The sequence below is a fragment of the Burkholderia ambifaria AMMD genome (assembly GCF_000203915.1).
In the GTDB taxonomy this organism is placed as follows: domain Bacteria; phylum Pseudomonadota; class Gammaproteobacteria; order Burkholderiales; family Burkholderiaceae; genus Burkholderia; species Burkholderia ambifaria.
The window spans coordinates 3,292,206-3,308,074 of sequence record NC_008390.1 but is presented as its reverse complement, the minus strand read 5'-3'; the positions used below and the strand labels follow the sequence as shown (position 1 = coordinate 3,308,074).

Genomic DNA, 15,869 nt, shown 5'->3' with positions numbered 1-15,869 from the left:
GGCCTCGCGCGATGAACGTCGATTCGTCCTCCCCAGCTTCCCGCGGCCGTGGCCGCAAGCTCTGGTCGGGCACCCGCCCCGTTGTCGCATACGGGATGCCGCCGCTGGGCTGGCGCGACCTCTATCACCGTGCGCTGACGGTGAGCTGGCCCGTATTCTTCCTGTCGCTCGCAATATTGTTCCTGCTGCTCAACGGCGGCTTCGCGGCGCTCTATCTGCTTGGCCACGACGCGATCGCGAACCAGTCGCCGGCAGGCTTCGTCGGCGCGTTCTTCTTCAGCGTCGAGACGCTCGCGACGGTCGGCTACGGCGACATGCATCCGCAGAGCGTCTACGCGCACGTGGTCTCGACGTTCGAGATCTTCATCGGGATGTCGGGCATCGCGCTGGCGACCGGGCTCGTGTTCGCGCGGTTTTCGCGGCCGCAGGCGAAGATCCTGTTCGCGCGGCTGGCGATCGTGCGCCCGCTGAACGGGCGGATGACGCTGATGGTGCGTGCCGCGAATGCGCGCCAGAACGTGATCGCCGAAGCGCAGGCCAAGCTGCGGCTGATGCGCGTCGAGGGGACGCACGAGGGTTACACGCTGCGCAAGATCCATGACCTGCCGCTCGTGCGCAGCGAGCATCCGATCTTCCTGCTCGGCTGGAACCTGATGCACGTGATCGACGAAACGAGCCCGCTGTTCGGCGAGACGGCCGAATCGCTCGCCGCGCGCGACGCGACGCTGCTGATCACGATCGAGGGCTCGGACGAGACGACCGCGCAGGTCATGCAGGCGCGCTACTCATGGACGCATGCGGACATCCGCTGGCGTCACCGCTATGTCGACCTGATGCATGACGAAGACGGCATCACGCATATCGACTACACGCATTTTCACGAGGTCGTGCCGGTCGACGCCGAGAGTGACGAACGCGGTTCGCCGGGTGTGATCGAGAGCGGCCCGGCGGCGCAGGCGTCCGGGCCCGCTGCATGACGTTGGCGACCGGCGCTAACGGGCGCCGGCGCCCGGATGCGGCCGCCGCCACCGACCGCCGCCACCGACTGCCGCGCCGCGCGCGCGTTACGGATGCAGCAGACGCGCCGCTTCCCGCTGTTCGACCGCCATCGCGCGGCGATGGCCGTCGCGGTCCTCGGCGCGCGTGACGTAGTCGCCGAGCACGCCTTCGTGCGGCAGCAGGTGCGCGTCGAACGCGATCTTCAGCGTGCTGGCGAGCAGCAGGTCGGCCGCGGTGAAGCGGTCGCCGACGAGCCAGCGGCTGTGAGCGAGCGTTTGCGCGAGCGCACGTTGCACCCGCGTGATGTTGCCCCAGCCGAACGCGACCGGATTGCCCGACGCGCCGGTGAATTTCTCGGCCATCGCCGGTTCGAGGCAGGTGGGTGTGAAGAACATCCACTGCAGGAAGCGGCCGCGCAGCGGATCGTCCGGCGCGATGCCGAGCCCGGCGCCAGGGCAGCGATCGGCGAGATAGAGCAGCACCGCGCCCGATTCGGCGAACGGCTCGCTGCCGTCGTCGAGCGCGGGCAGCTTGGCCATCGGATTGACCTGGACGAACGCGTCGCTCCCCTGTTCGTGCGAACGCAGGTCGATCGGCACAAGCTCGTAGACGGCGCCGATTTCCTCCAGCATCCACAGCGCCCGGAATGCCCGGGTTTTGGGCCAGTAGTAGAGCTTCATCGCGCCTCCGCTTTTGGATGTGCGTGTCGGTTCGGGGGATGCTCAAGCGTACCCGAGCGGAAGAGGTTCGGACAGGGGCGGGCGGTGCGTCGCGGCGGATCGTGGCTCGGTGGCGGATGGCGCGTCGCGCGGGTTCGATCGGTTAGGAATGGGCGGGGAGTTTCCCGCAGAGCCCCGTTCGACGGTAGTTCATGATTTAACTAGTAATAAATTAACTAGTTATGAATCGATGAAAGATTGCTCGGCTGAAACGAGCGCGACTACAGGGTTATGGCGACCTTTGGGCCGTGTCTGCGCACCGGCGCATGAGCCCCGGACGATGGTCGTCGACGGACAATGAAACGCGGAAAACCGGGTCATCTGGCGCGGGTCGCCCGAATCGTCGAATTCCAAGACCACGGAATCGCATGCACTGCATGCCGATTCGATCGCACATGGAGAACAGCAACGAATGGCGAACGACGATCGCACCACGATCATTCCCCGGCGCACGCCGGAATCGGCCGCGATGCGGGCCGAGCTTGCGCGAACGATGGTAATCGTCGCCCGGCTCAACCGTCTGACGTTCGACGATGCGCCCGAAGTCCGCACTTTGTTCGGAGAACTGATCGGCACGCCGATGGACGACGGCTTCATGCTGATCCCGCCGTTCTACGCGACGGGCGGTGCCGACACACGAATCGGCCGCAACGTGTTCATCAACCAGAACTGCACCTTCTATGACCTTGGCGGACTCGACATCGGCGACGACGTGATGATCGGGCCGAACGTCAGCCTCATCACGTCGGGCCATCCGGTCGAGCCGTCCCGCCGGCGCGACTTCGTCGTCGCGCGGCCGATCGTGATCGGGAACAACGTGTGGATTGGCGCGGGCGCGACGATCATCGGCGGCGTGACGGTCGGCGAGAACTCGGTGATCGGCGCGGGTTCCGTCGTGACGCGCGACGTTCCGCCGGATACGCTGGTCGGCGGAAACCCGGCGCGGATCATCCGTTCGATTGCCGAGTGACCGGGGCTGCGGGCCGCGCCCGCGGCGGTGCGCATGTGGACAACAGGGTTTTCGGTGCACTCAAAACGCTGTGGATGCGAACGGTGAGTGTGTGGCCGGAGGCAGAATCGGCGGGGCTTCGCGGCATTCGACATCGGTTGCGGGCAGGTGCATGAGCCGACATTGCCGATGCGCGGGCCGCACATTCCTGCGCGGCGTCGGCTGTGGATATCCAGGCGTCCAAATCACTCGACGCGCTGTGATTTTCATCGGTGAGCGCAACGCAGGGTGTGGACAACCGAGGCCCCGAACGACGAAAAATGCTGTGCTTTCGAAGGGTGAGCGTCGGCGGCCGGTTGCGCGTGAGGCTTGCCTGGTGCGGACTTCCGGGAGTCGTGCGGATGTCGCACGAGAATTCGGGGCGCCGCGCATTCTAACGGCACGCGCGGATCGGCGATAGATCCGGACGCATATCGCGGTGTGGATATCTCGCACCCGAATTCACTCGAAGCGCTGTGTATTTCAATGGTGAGCGTCGGTGACCGATTGCGCGTGAGGGTTGCCGGGTGCGGACTTCCAGGCATCGCGCGGGTGTCGCGCGAGAATTCGGGGCGCCGCGCATTCTAACGGCACGCGCGGATCGGCGATAGATCCGGACCCGTATCGCGGTGTGGATATCTCGCAGCCGAATTCACTCGAAGCGCTGTGTATTTCAATGGTGAGCGTCGGCGGCCGATGCGCGTGAGGCTTGCCTGGTGCGGATTTCGAGGCATCGCGCGGGTGTCGCGCGAGATTCGGGGGCGCCGCGCATTCTAACGGCACGCGCGGATTGGTGATAGATCAGGACGCATATCGCGGTGTGGATATCTCGCAGCCGTATTCACTCGAAGCGCTGTGTATTTCAATGGTGAGCGTCGGTGACCGATTGCGCGTGAGGCTTGTCCGGTGAGGACCTCCGCGAGTCGCGTGGGTGTCGCGCGAGATTCGGGGGCGCCGCGCATTCTAACGGCACGCGCGGATTGGTGATAGATCCGGACCCGTATCACGGTGTGGATATCTCGCAGCCGAATTCACTCGAAGCGCTGTGTATTTCGATGGTGAGCGTCGGCGGCAGATCGAGCCGCGTGCCCGTTTCCGATCGTCGACACGGTTTCGAGGGTCGCGCATTCTAACCGCACTCGGGATCGCGCGGTCCATTCGAGTCCGTGAGCCGATGCGGATAGCCGGTCGCGGAAGCTAGTCGGCGTGCTGTGTATTTCCGCGGTGAGGGCGGCTGTGCCGCGTCTGCGCGAATTCGGATGCATGGGCCGCCGAACGGTTTGGGAGCGCGGGCGTTCGCGCTGAAGCGGCGCCCTCGGGCGACAGGATCCCCACGCTCACCCTTGAATTTCACAACGTCTCGGCTGCTCTCGGGTTGGGCTGTCCACATCCGAATCAGCGCCGTCATTCGATCGTCGCGCCGCCGCTCACCGATGGAATTCACAGTGTTTGGTGTCGTCGCGGATCGAGCGATTCGCACCCGAATCGGCGTGCTCGTTTGATTGTCTGCTGTCCCTCACCGTCGAAATTCACAGCGTTTAGGGTCGTCGCGGAGTGGGCTGTTCGCCCCCGAATTGGACGCCCTTGTTCGAGCGCGCGCCGCCACTCACCGTCGAAATTCACAGCGTTTGGAGTCGTCGCGGAACGAGCTGTCCACACCCGAATCGGCATCCTCATTCGAGCGCGTGCCGTCACTCACCGTCGAAATTCACAGGGTTCGGAGTGTCCGCGGGCGGCGATATCCACACCCGGATTGGCGCCCCGTTCGACCGCGCAACCGCACGCACCAAGGCCGGACGGACATGTGGATATCCTGCAGCCGAATCGACTCACGACCCTGTGCATCCGGAAGGTGAGAGCGAACGTCCCAGCGGCGAGGGAGGGATGCGGCGGTGTGGATATCTCCTGCCGGCATCGAATCGTCGCGCTGTGGATTTCAACGGTGAGCGTCGGAATCCGCTTGAGCTGCGGACCGATCGAGGTGTGGACATCCGGCCCCCGGCGCGACTCGAAACCCTGTGCGATTGAACGGTGAGCGCGATCACCAACTCGGCCGGCAACCCCCGGCATTGTGGACATCCCGAGCCCGCAACCAATCCGAACGCTGTGCATTCCATCGGTGAGCGCGCGGCCGTTTCGCGCCCAAACCCTTGTCGCACGGGCCGCGAGCACCCGCCGTCGCGCCCGCGCGCTGCGTCCCGCTCATCTCCAGCCATTTCGACGCAAGCGCCCCCCCATCCCGACCGACCCCCAACCGCCGCCCACCATCCCGCGCGAAAACTCTCTCAATTCCCGCCCGAAACCTGCGCAGTTTTTCTCACTTCGGCGCCGCCCGAGCAAGATGAGAAAAAACTTTCTCGCGTCCCCGCGAAAAAATAGAGCCATCCAGCCACCTCCGGCCGGCGTCGTCCGACGCCCCGGTGCGCGGCCCAGAACAGCACAATCAGGAGACATCCCCCATGACCGCCCGCCTGCCTGTCGACGGTACGCCCGCTCTATCCGACTATCGTCTGACCGACAACCTGACCGCCACGCGCGGCCGGATCTTCCTCACCGGCACGCAGGCGCTGGTGCGCCTGTTGCTGATGCAGCGCGCATCCGACGTCGCGCAGGGACTCAACACGGCCGGCTTCGTCAGCGGCTACCGCGGTTCGCCGCTCGGGATGGTCGACCAGCAGCTGTGGAAGGCGCAGAAGCTGCTCGACGGCAGCGGCGTGCGCTTCCTGCCCGCGATCAACGAGGAACTCGGCGGCACCGCGGTGCTCGGCACGCAGCGCGTCGAGGCTGACCCGGAGCGCACCGTCGATGGCGTGTACGCGATGTGGTACGGCAAGGGCCCCGGCGTCGATCGCGCCGGCGACGCGCTGAAGCACGGCAACGCATACGGTTCGTCGCCGCACGGCGGCGTGCTGGTGGTGGCGGGCGACGACCATGGCTGCGTGTCGTCGTCGATGCCGCACCAGAGCGACTTCGCGATGATCGCGTGGCACATGCCGGTCGTGAACCCGTCGAACATCGCCGACATGCTCGAGTTCGGCCTGTACGGCTGGGCGCTGTCGCGCTATTCGGGCGCATGGGTCGGCTTCAAGGCGATCTCGGAGACGGTCGAGTCCGGCTCGACCGTCGACCTCGACGCGCTGCAGACGCAATGGCCGGCGCCGGCGGGCTTCACGCCGCCGGCGGGCGGCCTGCACAACCGCTGGCCCGACCTGCCGAGCCTTACGATCGAGGCGCGCCTCGCCGCGAAGCTCGACGCGGTGCGCCACTTCGCGCGCACCAACAGCATCGACAAGTGGATCGCGCCGAGCGCGCAGGCGAACGTCGGCATCGTCACCTGCGGCAAGGCGCACCTCGACCTGATGGAAGCGCTGCGCCGTCTCGACCTGACGGTGGCCGACCTCGACGCGGCCGGCGTGCGGATCTACAAGGTCGGCCTGTCGTATCCGCTCGAGATGACGCGCATCGAGACCTTCGTCGACGGGCTCGCCGAAGTGCTGGTGATCGAGGAGAAGGGCCCTGTCGTCGAGCAGCAGATCAAGGACTACCTGTACAACCGCGCGGACGGCGCCCGCCCGCGCGTGCTCGGCAAGCACGATGCGCAGGGTGCCTGCCTGTTGTCCGAACTCGGCGAGCTGCGGCCGTCGCGGATCCTGCCGGTGTTCGCCGAATGGCTCGCGCGCCACAAGCCGGCGCTCGATCGCCGCGAACGCGTCGTCGATCTCGTCGCGCCGCGGATCCTGTCGAACGAGGCGGACGCGGTGAAGCGCACGCCGTACTTCTGCTCGGGCTGCCCGCACAACACGTCGACGAAGGTGCCGGAAGGCTCGATCGCGCAGGCCGGCATCGGCTGCCACTTCATGGCGTCGTGGATGGAGCGCGACACGACGGGCCTGATCCAGATGGGCGGCGAGGGCGTCGACTGGGCTGCGCACGCGATGTTCACCAACACGAAGCACGTGTTCCAGAACCTCGGCGACGGCACCTACTTCCACTCTGGCATCCTCGCGATCCGCCAGGCGGTCGCCGCGAAGGCGAACATCACGTACAAGATCCTCTACAACGACGCGGTCGCGATGACGGGCGGCCAGCCGGTCGACGGCAGCATCTCGGTGCCGCAGATCGCGCGGCAGGTCGAGGCGGAAGGCGTGTCGCGCTTCGTGGTGGTGTCCGACGAACCGGAGAAGTACGACGGCCATCACGGGCAGTTCCCGGCCGGCACGACGTTCCATCACCGCAGCGAGCTCGACACCGTGCAGCGCGAGCTGCGCGAGACGCCGGGCGTCACCGTGCTGATCTACGACCAGACCTGCGCGGCCGAGAAGCGTCGCCGCCGCAAGAAGGGCGAGTTCCCCGACCCGGACAAGCGCCTGTTCATCAACGACGCGGTGTGCGAAGGCTGCGGCGACTGCGGCGTGCAGTCGAACTGCCTGTCGGTCGAGCCGCTCGAGACGCCGCTCGGCCGCAAGCGTCGCATCGACCAGTCGTCGTGCAACAAGGACTACTCGTGCGTGAACGGCTTCTGCCCGAGCTTCGTGACGGTCGAAGGCGCGGCACTGAAGAAGGCCGCGGGCGCGGCGTTCGACGAGGCGGCGCTCGCCGCGCGCGTCGATGCGCTGCCGGTGCCCGCGACGCATCTCGACGCGGCGCCGTTCGACATGCTCGTGACGGGCGTCGGCGGCACGGGCGTCGTGACGGTCGGCGCGCTGATCAGCATGGCCGCGCATCTCGAAGGCAAGAGCGCATCGGTGCTCGACTTCATGGGCTTTGCGCAGAAGGGCGGCTCGGTGCTGTCGTTCGTGCGGATCGCGTCGAGCGACAAATGGCTGAACCAGGTGCGCATCGACACGCAGCAGGCCGACGTGCTGCTCGCGTGCGACATGGTCGTCGGCGCGAGTGCCGAGGCGCTGCAGACGGTGCGCCACGAGCGTTCGCGGATCGTCGTCAACACGCACCGGATTCCGAACGCATCGTTCGTGCAGAATCCCGACGCAAACCTGCACGCGGATGCGCTGCTCGAGAAGATGCATCACGCGGCCGGCGACGGCTACCTGTCGAGCTGCGACGCGCAGGCGCTTGCCGCGAAATTCCTCGGCGACTCGATCGGCGCGAACATCCTGATGCTCGGCTACGCGTGGCAGCTCGGCCTCGTGCCGGTGTCGCTCGCCGCGATGATGCGCGCGATCGAACTGAACAACGTCGCGGTGCCGATGAACAAGCTCGCGTTCTCGATCGGCCGGATGGCGGCCGGCGACGCGGCGGGCCTCGATGCATTGTGGAACGCGCGTCACACGGTGGCCGCGCAGGCCGCGCCGGAGACGCTCGCCGAACTGATCGCCGATCGCGAAGCGCGCCTCGACGCATACGGCGGCGCGCGTTACGTCGAGCGCTACCGTGCGCTGGTGAACGCGGCGCGCGCGAAGGGCGACGACGCGCTGACGCGTGCGGTTGCGACGACGTTCTACCGGCTGCTCGCGGTGAAGGACGAGTACGAGGTCGCGCGGCTGTATGCGGACGGCGCGTTCCGCACGGCGCTCGAAGCGCAGTTCGAAGGCGTGCCGGGGCAGGCCTATCGCGTGAAGTTCAACCTGGCGCCGCCGACGGTCGCGAAGGCCGGACGCGACGGCAGCGCGCCGAAGAAGCGCGTGTTCGGCCAGTGGATGTGGCCGGTATTCGGCATGCTGGCGCGCGTGCGCAGCCTGCGCGGCACGTGGCTCGATCCGTTCGGCCGCACGGCCGAGCGCAGGATGGAGCGCGCGCTCGCGGACGACTACGAGACGACGCTCACGCGCGCGCTCGCCGCGCTGACGGCCGGCAATGCCGCGCAGGTCGCGCAGCTGGCCGACCTGCATGCCCGCGTGCGCGGCTTCGGTCACGTGAAGGTGCGCAATCTGGCCGGCGTGAAGCGTACGGAGCGTGAGCTCGCGCTGCAGCTCGGCATCGACGCGGCGACGAGCGCGGCCGTGCAGCACGCGCTCGACGAGATGAAGGGCGCGGGGATGCTGAAGGGCATTCCGGTCGTCGTCGCGAAGTAACGCGAACGCGCGGAGCGGCGATTCGCTGCGGGGACCGGGGGACGACGCGCCCGCCCGACGGCGGGCGGGGCGCCGCGGGCAGGCGGGCGCGTGGGTTCGCAGGCCGCCCGCCTGCCGGCCCGCGCGCCCTACGCCGCCTACGCGACGCGATTGCCGGCGATGCAGCGCGAGTAGTACGCGAGGCTGCGTTTCGGCACGCGTTGCTGCGTTGCCGGGTCGACGTGGATCAGCCCGAATTTCTTCGCGAAGCCGCTGGACCACTCCCAGCTATCCATTCCGGCCCAGTAGAACACCCCGCCGAGGCGCACGCCCTGCCGATACGCGTTGTGCGCGGCGTTCAGGTAGCTCGCGAGGTAGTCGATACGCGGGCCGTCGTCGACGATGCCGCCGCTCGGCGCGGGCTCGGCGATCGCGAACCCGGTCTCGGTGACGACGATGCGCGGCGCGCCGTAGTCGCGATGGACGCGCAGCAGCATCTCGGACATCCCGTACGGCTCGACCGGATATCCCAGCGTCTGGGTTTCGTTCGCCGGGCTGGCGGCCAGCGCGAAGCCGGTGCCGTTGGCGCCGGCCTTCACGTAGAAGCAGTTGTAATACTGCACGCCGAGGAAATCCGGGTTCGCCGCGATCGTCGCCATGTCGCCCGGCTGCACGAGCGGCGCCAGCGCCGCCTGCAGCTCGGCCGGATAGCCCTTGCCGTACAGCGGGTCGAGAAACGCGCGATGCCAGATCGCGTCGAACTGCGCGGCGGCCGCCTGATCGGCGGCCGCATTCGTGGCCGCATGCACCGGCCGCCCGCTGATCGTGGTGCCGACCTGCGCCGCGCCGCGCACGTTCGAACGCACGGCCTGGAACATCAGCCCCTGCGCGAGGTTCTGATGGTGGATCGCGGCGAACATCGCCCCCATGGACTGCGCGCGCGGCGGCGACGCGCCGTACGCGTAGCCGGACAGCGCGACGCCGTTGGGCTCGTTCAGCATCATCCAGTGCTTGACCCGGTCGCCGAGCCGGCGCGACACCTGCTGCGCGTAGTCGGCCAGCCGGTACGCAATGTCGCGGTCACGAAAATCTCCGGCCCACACCGGAATGTCCCAGTGAAACAGCGTCAGGTAGGGCGTGAGGTGCCGCTCGAGCATCGCGTCGACCATGCGATCGTAGGTGGCGAGGCCCGCTTCGCTCGCCGCGCCGGGGCCGTCCGGCTGCACGCGCGGCCACGCGGTCGAGAACCGGAATCCCTGGACGCCCGCGTTCGCGAGCAGCGAGAGGTCGCCCGGGTAGCGTTTCTCGAATTCGATGCAGCGCGCATTCGTCGAGCCGTCGGCGATCGTGCCGGGCTGGTCGGCGAACACGTCCCAGTTGCTGCGCCCGCGGCCGTCGCGGCTTTCGATTTGCGGCGCGGCGGTGGCGACGCCCCACACGAAGTCGTCGGCGAAGCGGGCGGAGGCGTCGGAGTCGATCGAATCGCCGCCGCAGGCGGACAGCATGCCGCTGCCGAGCATGGCGGTGCCTTGCGCCAGAAATCGTCGGCGGCTCTGAAGCGAGATGGGTTTGATCATGGGCTTACTCGTTGTGCGGCGAATGGCATCCGCGTTTTGATTAGGATTGCGATTAAAGAGGCATGGGGCGCAGCGAAATGCGCGCGCGCCGGATCAATGCGTCCGGCCCTCGACGTTCGCGGAAGACACATGGGATGAGCGGGCCGGATGGAATTGCCAGGCCCGGCACGCATGCGGGCGCCGGTATCGTGACGGCCCGCAACACAGGATACGGATGTCTCGTTTAAGTTTTTTGAATATGCCGCCAATTGAATGCCGGCTTCTAGAGGGAAGCGTCTAGTCCCGCGTTGCATGCGACGGGCGTCGCAGCAGGCCGCTGCGCGGCCCGAGCGTCAGACGATCCCTTTCTTGCGCGTCGACAGCGCCGTTTCCGACAGGTCGATCTCGCGGATCAGCTTCGTCAGCGTCTCGTCGGAAATCTTGCTTTCGCCGCGCAGCCGGTACAGCACCGAGCGTTCCGCGCGCACCGCCGCGATCCGCATCTGCAGTTCCATCGTCTCGGTCTGCTTCGCTTCCGCGCGCGGCGTCGGGCCGTCCTCGGCGAGTGCGGCCAGGCGGCGGCGGTACTGATCCATCACGCGCGCGGAAATGTCCGCGCAGCGCGCGGCGCCCGATTCGTCGAGATCGGCCGAGATCGCGTCGTGCGACGAGTCGATCGCGCGAATCGCGGCCTGCGCGGCGGCCGCGCGCGCGGTGCGTTCCTCGTCGGCGAGCGGGTTGCGCGTCGAGCGCACGCCGCGCAGCAGCAGCGGCAGCCCGATCACCGCGACGATCAGCGAGCCGAGTATCACCGCCGACGCGACGAAGATCGCGGTGTCCCGCCCCGGCAGCGGTGAGCCGTCGGACAGCGCGACGGGAATCGACAGCACGCCCGCGAGCGTGACCGCGCCGCGCACGCCGCCGACCGTCATCACCGCGATCGTGCGGATGCCGGCCATCGTGCCCGCGAGGCCGTGGCGCGCGGCGCGGCGGCTCGCGATCCAGCGCAGCAGCCAGACCCACAGGAAGCGGATCGCATACAGCGCGAGCATCATCGCGCACACGTTGAAGATCATCCGGCCGACGAGCGCGTCGCTCGTGTGGTGCGCGTCGACGAGCGCGCGGCCGATGATGTGCGGCAACTGCAGCCCGAGCATGATGAACACCATGCCGTTGAACACGAACTCGATCATCGCCCACGTGCTTTCGGCACGCACGCGCGACGCGACGGTGCTTTTGCGGGAGAAGCTCGTGTAATTCATCATCATCCCGGCCGACACGGCCGCGAGCACGCCCGACAGGTCGAGGTGCTCGGCGAACAGATAGGCGGCGAACGGCACGAGCAGCGTCATCACGATCCCGGGGGCCGGGTCGCCTTCCTGCTCGGCGTTCAGGAAGCGCGTCGACAGCGCGCTGAACAGCCACGCGACGACCGCGCCCGTCGCCAGGCCGCCGGCCGCGACGATCACGAACGTGATCGACGCGTCGCGCAGTGAGAACACGCCCGTGAGCGCGGCCGCGACTGCGAACTTCAGCGCGACGAGGCCCGACGCATCGTTCATCAGCGCTTCGCCTTCGAGGATGTGCATCAGTTGCGGCGGAATCCGGCCACGGCCGGCGATGCCCGACAGCGCGACCGCGTCGGTGGGCGACAGCACGGCCGCGAGCGCGAACGCGATCGGCAGCGGCAACTCGGGTATCAGCCAGTGCGCGAAGTAGCCGACTGCGAGTACGGTCATGAACACGAGCCCGAACGCGAGCATCAGGATCGCGCGGCGCTGCAGGTACAGCTCGCGTTTCGGAATCCGCCAGCCGTCCGCGAACAGCAGCGGCGGAATGAACAGCAGCATGAAGATTTCGGGATCGAACGTGACGTGCAGGTTGAGCTTCGGCCACGCGAGCATCGCGCCGAACGCGATCTGCATCAGCGGCAGCGGAAGCCGCAACGGCAGCACGCGCGTGGCCGCGCCGGACAGCGCGACGGTGAGCAGCAGAATCAGGACTGTGAAGACGATTTCCATCGATACGGCAATTGTGGAGAATGAAACGACCGGACGGAGTTTAGCGTGACGACGTGACGGGCGCGTTCGAGTGCGCCGGTGCGCGTGCACGCAAACGGTGCATCCCGCCCGCGCCACACTGGTGCGGCGGCGCCGCACGCAGGCGTGGCGCGCGTGTTCAGCCCTTGCACGAAGCTTGCTTGATGCTTGCGTACCGTCCGGCACCGGCCGGACAACCGAGGATTCGACCATGACATTGCGCGCGCCATCTCGAACCACCGCCGCGTTCGGCTGCACCGCCAGGAGGAAGCCATGACGATCGTGCAGCAGGAGCGCCCGGCCACCGCGTCGCCGTATCGTTTCGAGCGGGAGATGAGCTCCGGCCTCGAACGTCTGGCGACGCGGCATCGCGACCTGTCGCTCACGACCGTGTTCCAGCCGATCTTCAGCTTGTCGCACCAGCGTGCGGTGGGCTACGAGGCGCTGTTGCGCGCGCATGACGCGCTCGACCGCGCGGTGTCGCCGCTCGACGTGTTCGGCGAGGCCGCGCGCCAGGGCGAGTTGCTGCAGCTCGACCGGCTCGCGCAGGCGCTGCATCTCGAGAACTTCGCGCTGCTCGGCGCCGAGCGCGAGTGGCTGTTCCTCAACGTGCATCCGGGCGTGCTCACCGATCCGTTCCAGGCCGCCGCGCTGCTCGCGAACCTGAAGCGGATCGGCATGCCGCCGCGTCGCGTCGTGCTCGAAGTACTCGAGCAGCGCGCGGAAGACGTCGAGCGGCTCGCCGAGGCCGTGCGCGAGTTCCGCGCGCAGGGCTTCCTGATCGCGCTCGACGATTTCGGCGCCGGCCACTCGAACCTCGAGCGGATCTGGCAGCTGAACCCCGACATCGTGAAGCTCGACCGGATCATGCTGTCCCACGCGGCGCACCGCACGGGGCTCACCGCGATCCTGCACGGGCTCGTCACGCTGCTGCACGAGGCCGGCAAGCTGGTGCTCGTCGAAGGGATCGAGACCGAGCACGACGCGCAGATCGCGCTGTCGTGCGAGGCCGATTTCGTGCAGGGCTATTACTTCGGCCGCCCGGCGCCCGGGCTGCCCGACAGCGCGGCGGCGACCGGCTGCATCGGCGAGCTGACCGAGCGCTTTCGCGAGCAGACCGAAGCGCGCGAGCGGCGCGACGCGCAGCGGCTCGCGCCGTACTTGCGCGCATTCGAGCGCGCGGCCGAGCGGGTGGCGGCCGGCGAGCCGCTCGACGAGGTGTGCTGGAACTTCCTCGCGCTCGACGCCGCCGCGCGCTGCTTCCTGCTCGACGCGCGGGGCCGCCAGGCAGGTCGTAACGTCGTGTTGCGCGCGGACCGCGCGCTCGCCGAGGCGCGCTTCTCGCCGCTGTCGGATGCGCAGGGGGCGAACTGGCTGCGCCGGCCGTACTTCCGCACGGCGATCGCCGAGCCGGGGCGCGTGCAGGTGACGCGTCCGTACCTGTCGATCAACGAGGCGCAGCCGTGCGTGACGCTGTCGGTGGCCGTGCGCATCGGCGACGCGCAGCACGTGCTGTGCGGCGATATCGACTGGTTCGACGAGGAGGTTGGCGGCGCGTAGCGCGGGAGTCGGGCGGGCGTCGGGCGGGCGTCGCGCTGGCGCGGTTCACGCCGCTCGGCTAGGATGCGCGAATTGTCCTGACGATTCGCGAGCCGCCGATGAACCGTACCGCCCGTTCCTCCGTCCTCCTCGAAGTGATCGCCACGACCGTCGGCGACGCGAAGGCCGCCACCCGCGCGGGCGCCGACCGCCTCGAACTCGTGACCGCGATCACCGAAGGCGGCCTGACGCCGAGCGTCGGCCTGATCGAGGCCGTCGTGGCCGCGGTGCCGATTCCGGTCAACGTGATCGTGCGCCCGCACAGCCGCTCGTTCGTCTACGACGCCGACGACCTGCGCGTGATCGAACGCGACGTGCGCGCGGCCGTCGCGGCCGGCGCGAACGGCGTCGTATTCGGGGCGCTCGATGCGCGCGGCGACGTCGATCTCGACGCGCTCGCCCGCATCGCGGCCGCCGCTGACGGGCGCGATCTGACGTTCCACCGCGCGTTCGACGTGTCACGCGACCTGAACGCCGCCTTCGACGCGCTGCTGCGCGTGCCGGCCGTCACGTCGGTGCTGACGTCGGGCGGCCATCCGTCGGTGCTCGACGCGGTCGCGACGATCACGCGGATGGTGCGGCAGGCGGCCGGCTCGACCTGCACGGTGCTGGCCGGCTCGGGGCTGACGGTCGATGCGGTCGGCGATTTCGTCCGCGCGACCGGCGTGCTCGCGGTGCATTTCGGCTCGGGCGTGCGGGTGCGCGGCGAGGTGCTGGCGCCCGTCGACGCCCAGCAGGTCGAGCGCGTGCGCGCGGCGCTCGACGGCGCGGCGGCGCACGTGTGACGCGCACGCTTCGCGACGCGCAGCGCGACCCGATGCGGACGATCGGGCAAGAAAAAGCCGGGGCATGCCCCGGCTTTTTCGTTGGTACGCGGTGCTGCCGCTTACGCGTTCGCCTGCATCGCGTCCGCGTCGCTCGCGCGGATGCCGAGGCGCTCGAACAGCGCGCGATCCTTCTGCGACTGCGGGTTGCTCGTCGTCAGCAGCTGGTCGCCGTAGAACATCGAGTTCGCGCCGGCGAGGAAGCACATCGCCTGCAGCCCGTCGTCGAGCTGCTCGCGGCCGGCCGACAGGCGCACGACGGCCTTCGGCATCGTGATGCGCGCGACCGCGATCGTGCGCACGAATTCGAACGGGTCGAGCGGTGCGGTGCCTTCGAGCGGCGTGCCTTCGATCGCGACGAGGTTGTTGATCGGCACCGAATCCGGATACGGGTTCAGGTTCGCGAGCTGCGAGATCAGGCCCGCGCGTTCGCGGCGCGATTCACCCATCCCGATGATGCCGCCGCAGCACACGTTGATGCCCGCGTCGCGCACGCGGTCGAGCGTGTCGAGGCGATCCTGGTACGTGCGCGTCGAGATCACCTGGCCGTAGAACTCCGGCGACGTGTCGAGGTTGTGGTTGTAGTAGTCGAGGCCCGCGTTCGCGAGTTCCTGCGCCTGTTCGTCTTCCAGCATGCCGAGCGTCATGCAGGTTTCGAGGCCGAGTTCCTTCACGCCACGCACCATCTCGGTCAGCGCTGGCATGTGGCGCTCCTTCGGGTTGCGCCATGCGGCGCCCATGCAGAAGCGGCTCGCGCCGTTCGCCTTCGCCGCGCGCGCGGCGTCGAGCACCGCGTCGACGTCCATCAGCTTCTCGGCCTTCAGGCCCGTGTCGTGGTGCGACGACTGCGAGCAGTAGCCGCAATCTTCCTCGCAGCCGCCCGTCTTGATCGACAGCAGCGTCGACAGCTGCACCGCGTTCGCGTCGAAGTGTTCGCGATGCACCTGCTGCGCGCGGAAGATCAGGTCGTTGAACGGCAGCTCGAACAGCGCGACGACGTCGGCGACGCGCCAGCGCTGCGAGGCCGGAGCGGCGACAGGAATCGCGTCGGGTTGCACGGTGGCGGTCTGGGCTTGGGTCATATCGTTTTCCTGTCCTGGACGGGGATGAGGGATCGGGGGATCTGTTTCTGTT

General features: G+C 68.2%; 9 protein-coding genes. 5 read left to right on the top strand and 4 right to left on the bottom strand.

Annotation, left to right across the window (positions count from 1 at the left end):
- Window positions 1–11 precede the first annotated feature (11 nt).
- Window positions 12–977, top strand: coding sequence for an ion channel (locus tag BAMB_RS15115; RefSeq protein ID WP_011658077.1), 966 nt, complete (start codon window positions 12–14; stop codon window positions 975–977).
- Window positions 978–1,064: 87 nt separating this feature from the next.
- Here BAMB_RS15115 and BAMB_RS15110 read toward each other — a convergent pair whose 3' ends face one another.
- A complete protein-coding gene (locus BAMB_RS15110; protein ID WP_011658076.1) occupies window positions 1,065–1,679 on the bottom strand; it encodes a glutathione S-transferase family protein in 615 nt (204 codons plus the stop codon).
- A gap of 451 nt (window positions 1,680–2,130) precedes the next feature.
- On the opposite strand from BAMB_RS15110, the gene BAMB_RS15105 reads away from it, so the two are divergent.
- Both BAMB_RS15105 and BAMB_RS15100 read left to right on the top strand, forming a co-directional pair.
- Complete coding sequence (locus BAMB_RS15105) at window positions 2,131–2,688, top strand: sugar O-acetyltransferase (protein ID WP_011658075.1); 558 nt, start codon at window positions 2,131–2,133, stop codon at window positions 2,686–2,688.
- A gap of 2,477 nt (window positions 2,689–5,165) precedes the next feature.
- Window positions 5,166–8,738 carry an indolepyruvate ferredoxin oxidoreductase family protein gene (locus BAMB_RS15100; protein WP_011658074.1) on the top strand — a complete coding sequence of 1,191 codons (3,573 nt, stop codon included), beginning with the start codon at window positions 5,166–5,168 and terminating at the stop codon, window positions 8,736–8,738.
- A gap of 137 nt (window positions 8,739–8,875) precedes the next feature.
- Here the strand turns inward: BAMB_RS15100 and BAMB_RS15095 are convergent, their stop codons facing one another.
- Together BAMB_RS15095 and BAMB_RS15090 are read right to left on the bottom strand one after the other, a co-directional pair.
- The gene (locus tag BAMB_RS15095) at window positions 8,876–10,294 is read right to left on the bottom strand and encodes a glycoside hydrolase family 1 protein (RefSeq protein WP_011658073.1); all 1,419 of its coding nucleotides are present in this window, start codon (window positions 10,292–10,294) and stop codon (window positions 8,876–8,878) included.
- A gap of 332 nt (window positions 10,295–10,626) precedes the next feature.
- Complete coding sequence (locus tag BAMB_RS15090) at window positions 10,627–12,294, bottom strand: Na+/H+ antiporter (protein ID WP_011658072.1); 1,668 nt, start codon at window positions 12,292–12,294, stop codon at window positions 10,627–10,629.
- A gap of 291 nt (window positions 12,295–12,585) precedes the next feature.
- Here BAMB_RS15090 and BAMB_RS15085 point away from each other — a divergent pair, with 291 nt between their 5' ends.
- Together BAMB_RS15085 and BAMB_RS15080 are read left to right on the top strand one after the other, a co-directional pair.
- Complete coding sequence (locus BAMB_RS15085) at window positions 12,586–13,872, top strand: sensor domain-containing phosphodiesterase (RefSeq protein WP_011658071.1); 1,287 nt, start codon at window positions 12,586–12,588, stop codon at window positions 13,870–13,872.
- Window positions 13,873–13,970: 98 nt separating this feature from the next.
- Entirely contained in the window at window positions 13,971–14,696 is a 726-nt protein-coding gene (locus tag BAMB_RS15080) for a copper homeostasis protein CutC (RefSeq protein WP_011658070.1), read from the top strand.
- A gap of 101 nt (window positions 14,697–14,797) precedes the next feature.
- Here the strand turns inward: BAMB_RS15080 and bioB are convergent, their stop codons facing one another.
- The gene (bioB, locus tag BAMB_RS15075) at window positions 14,798–15,817 is read right to left on the bottom strand and encodes a biotin synthase BioB (protein WP_006750874.1); all 1,020 of its coding nucleotides are present in this window, start codon (window positions 15,815–15,817) and stop codon (window positions 14,798–14,800) included.
- Window positions 15,818–15,869 lie beyond the last annotated feature (52 nt).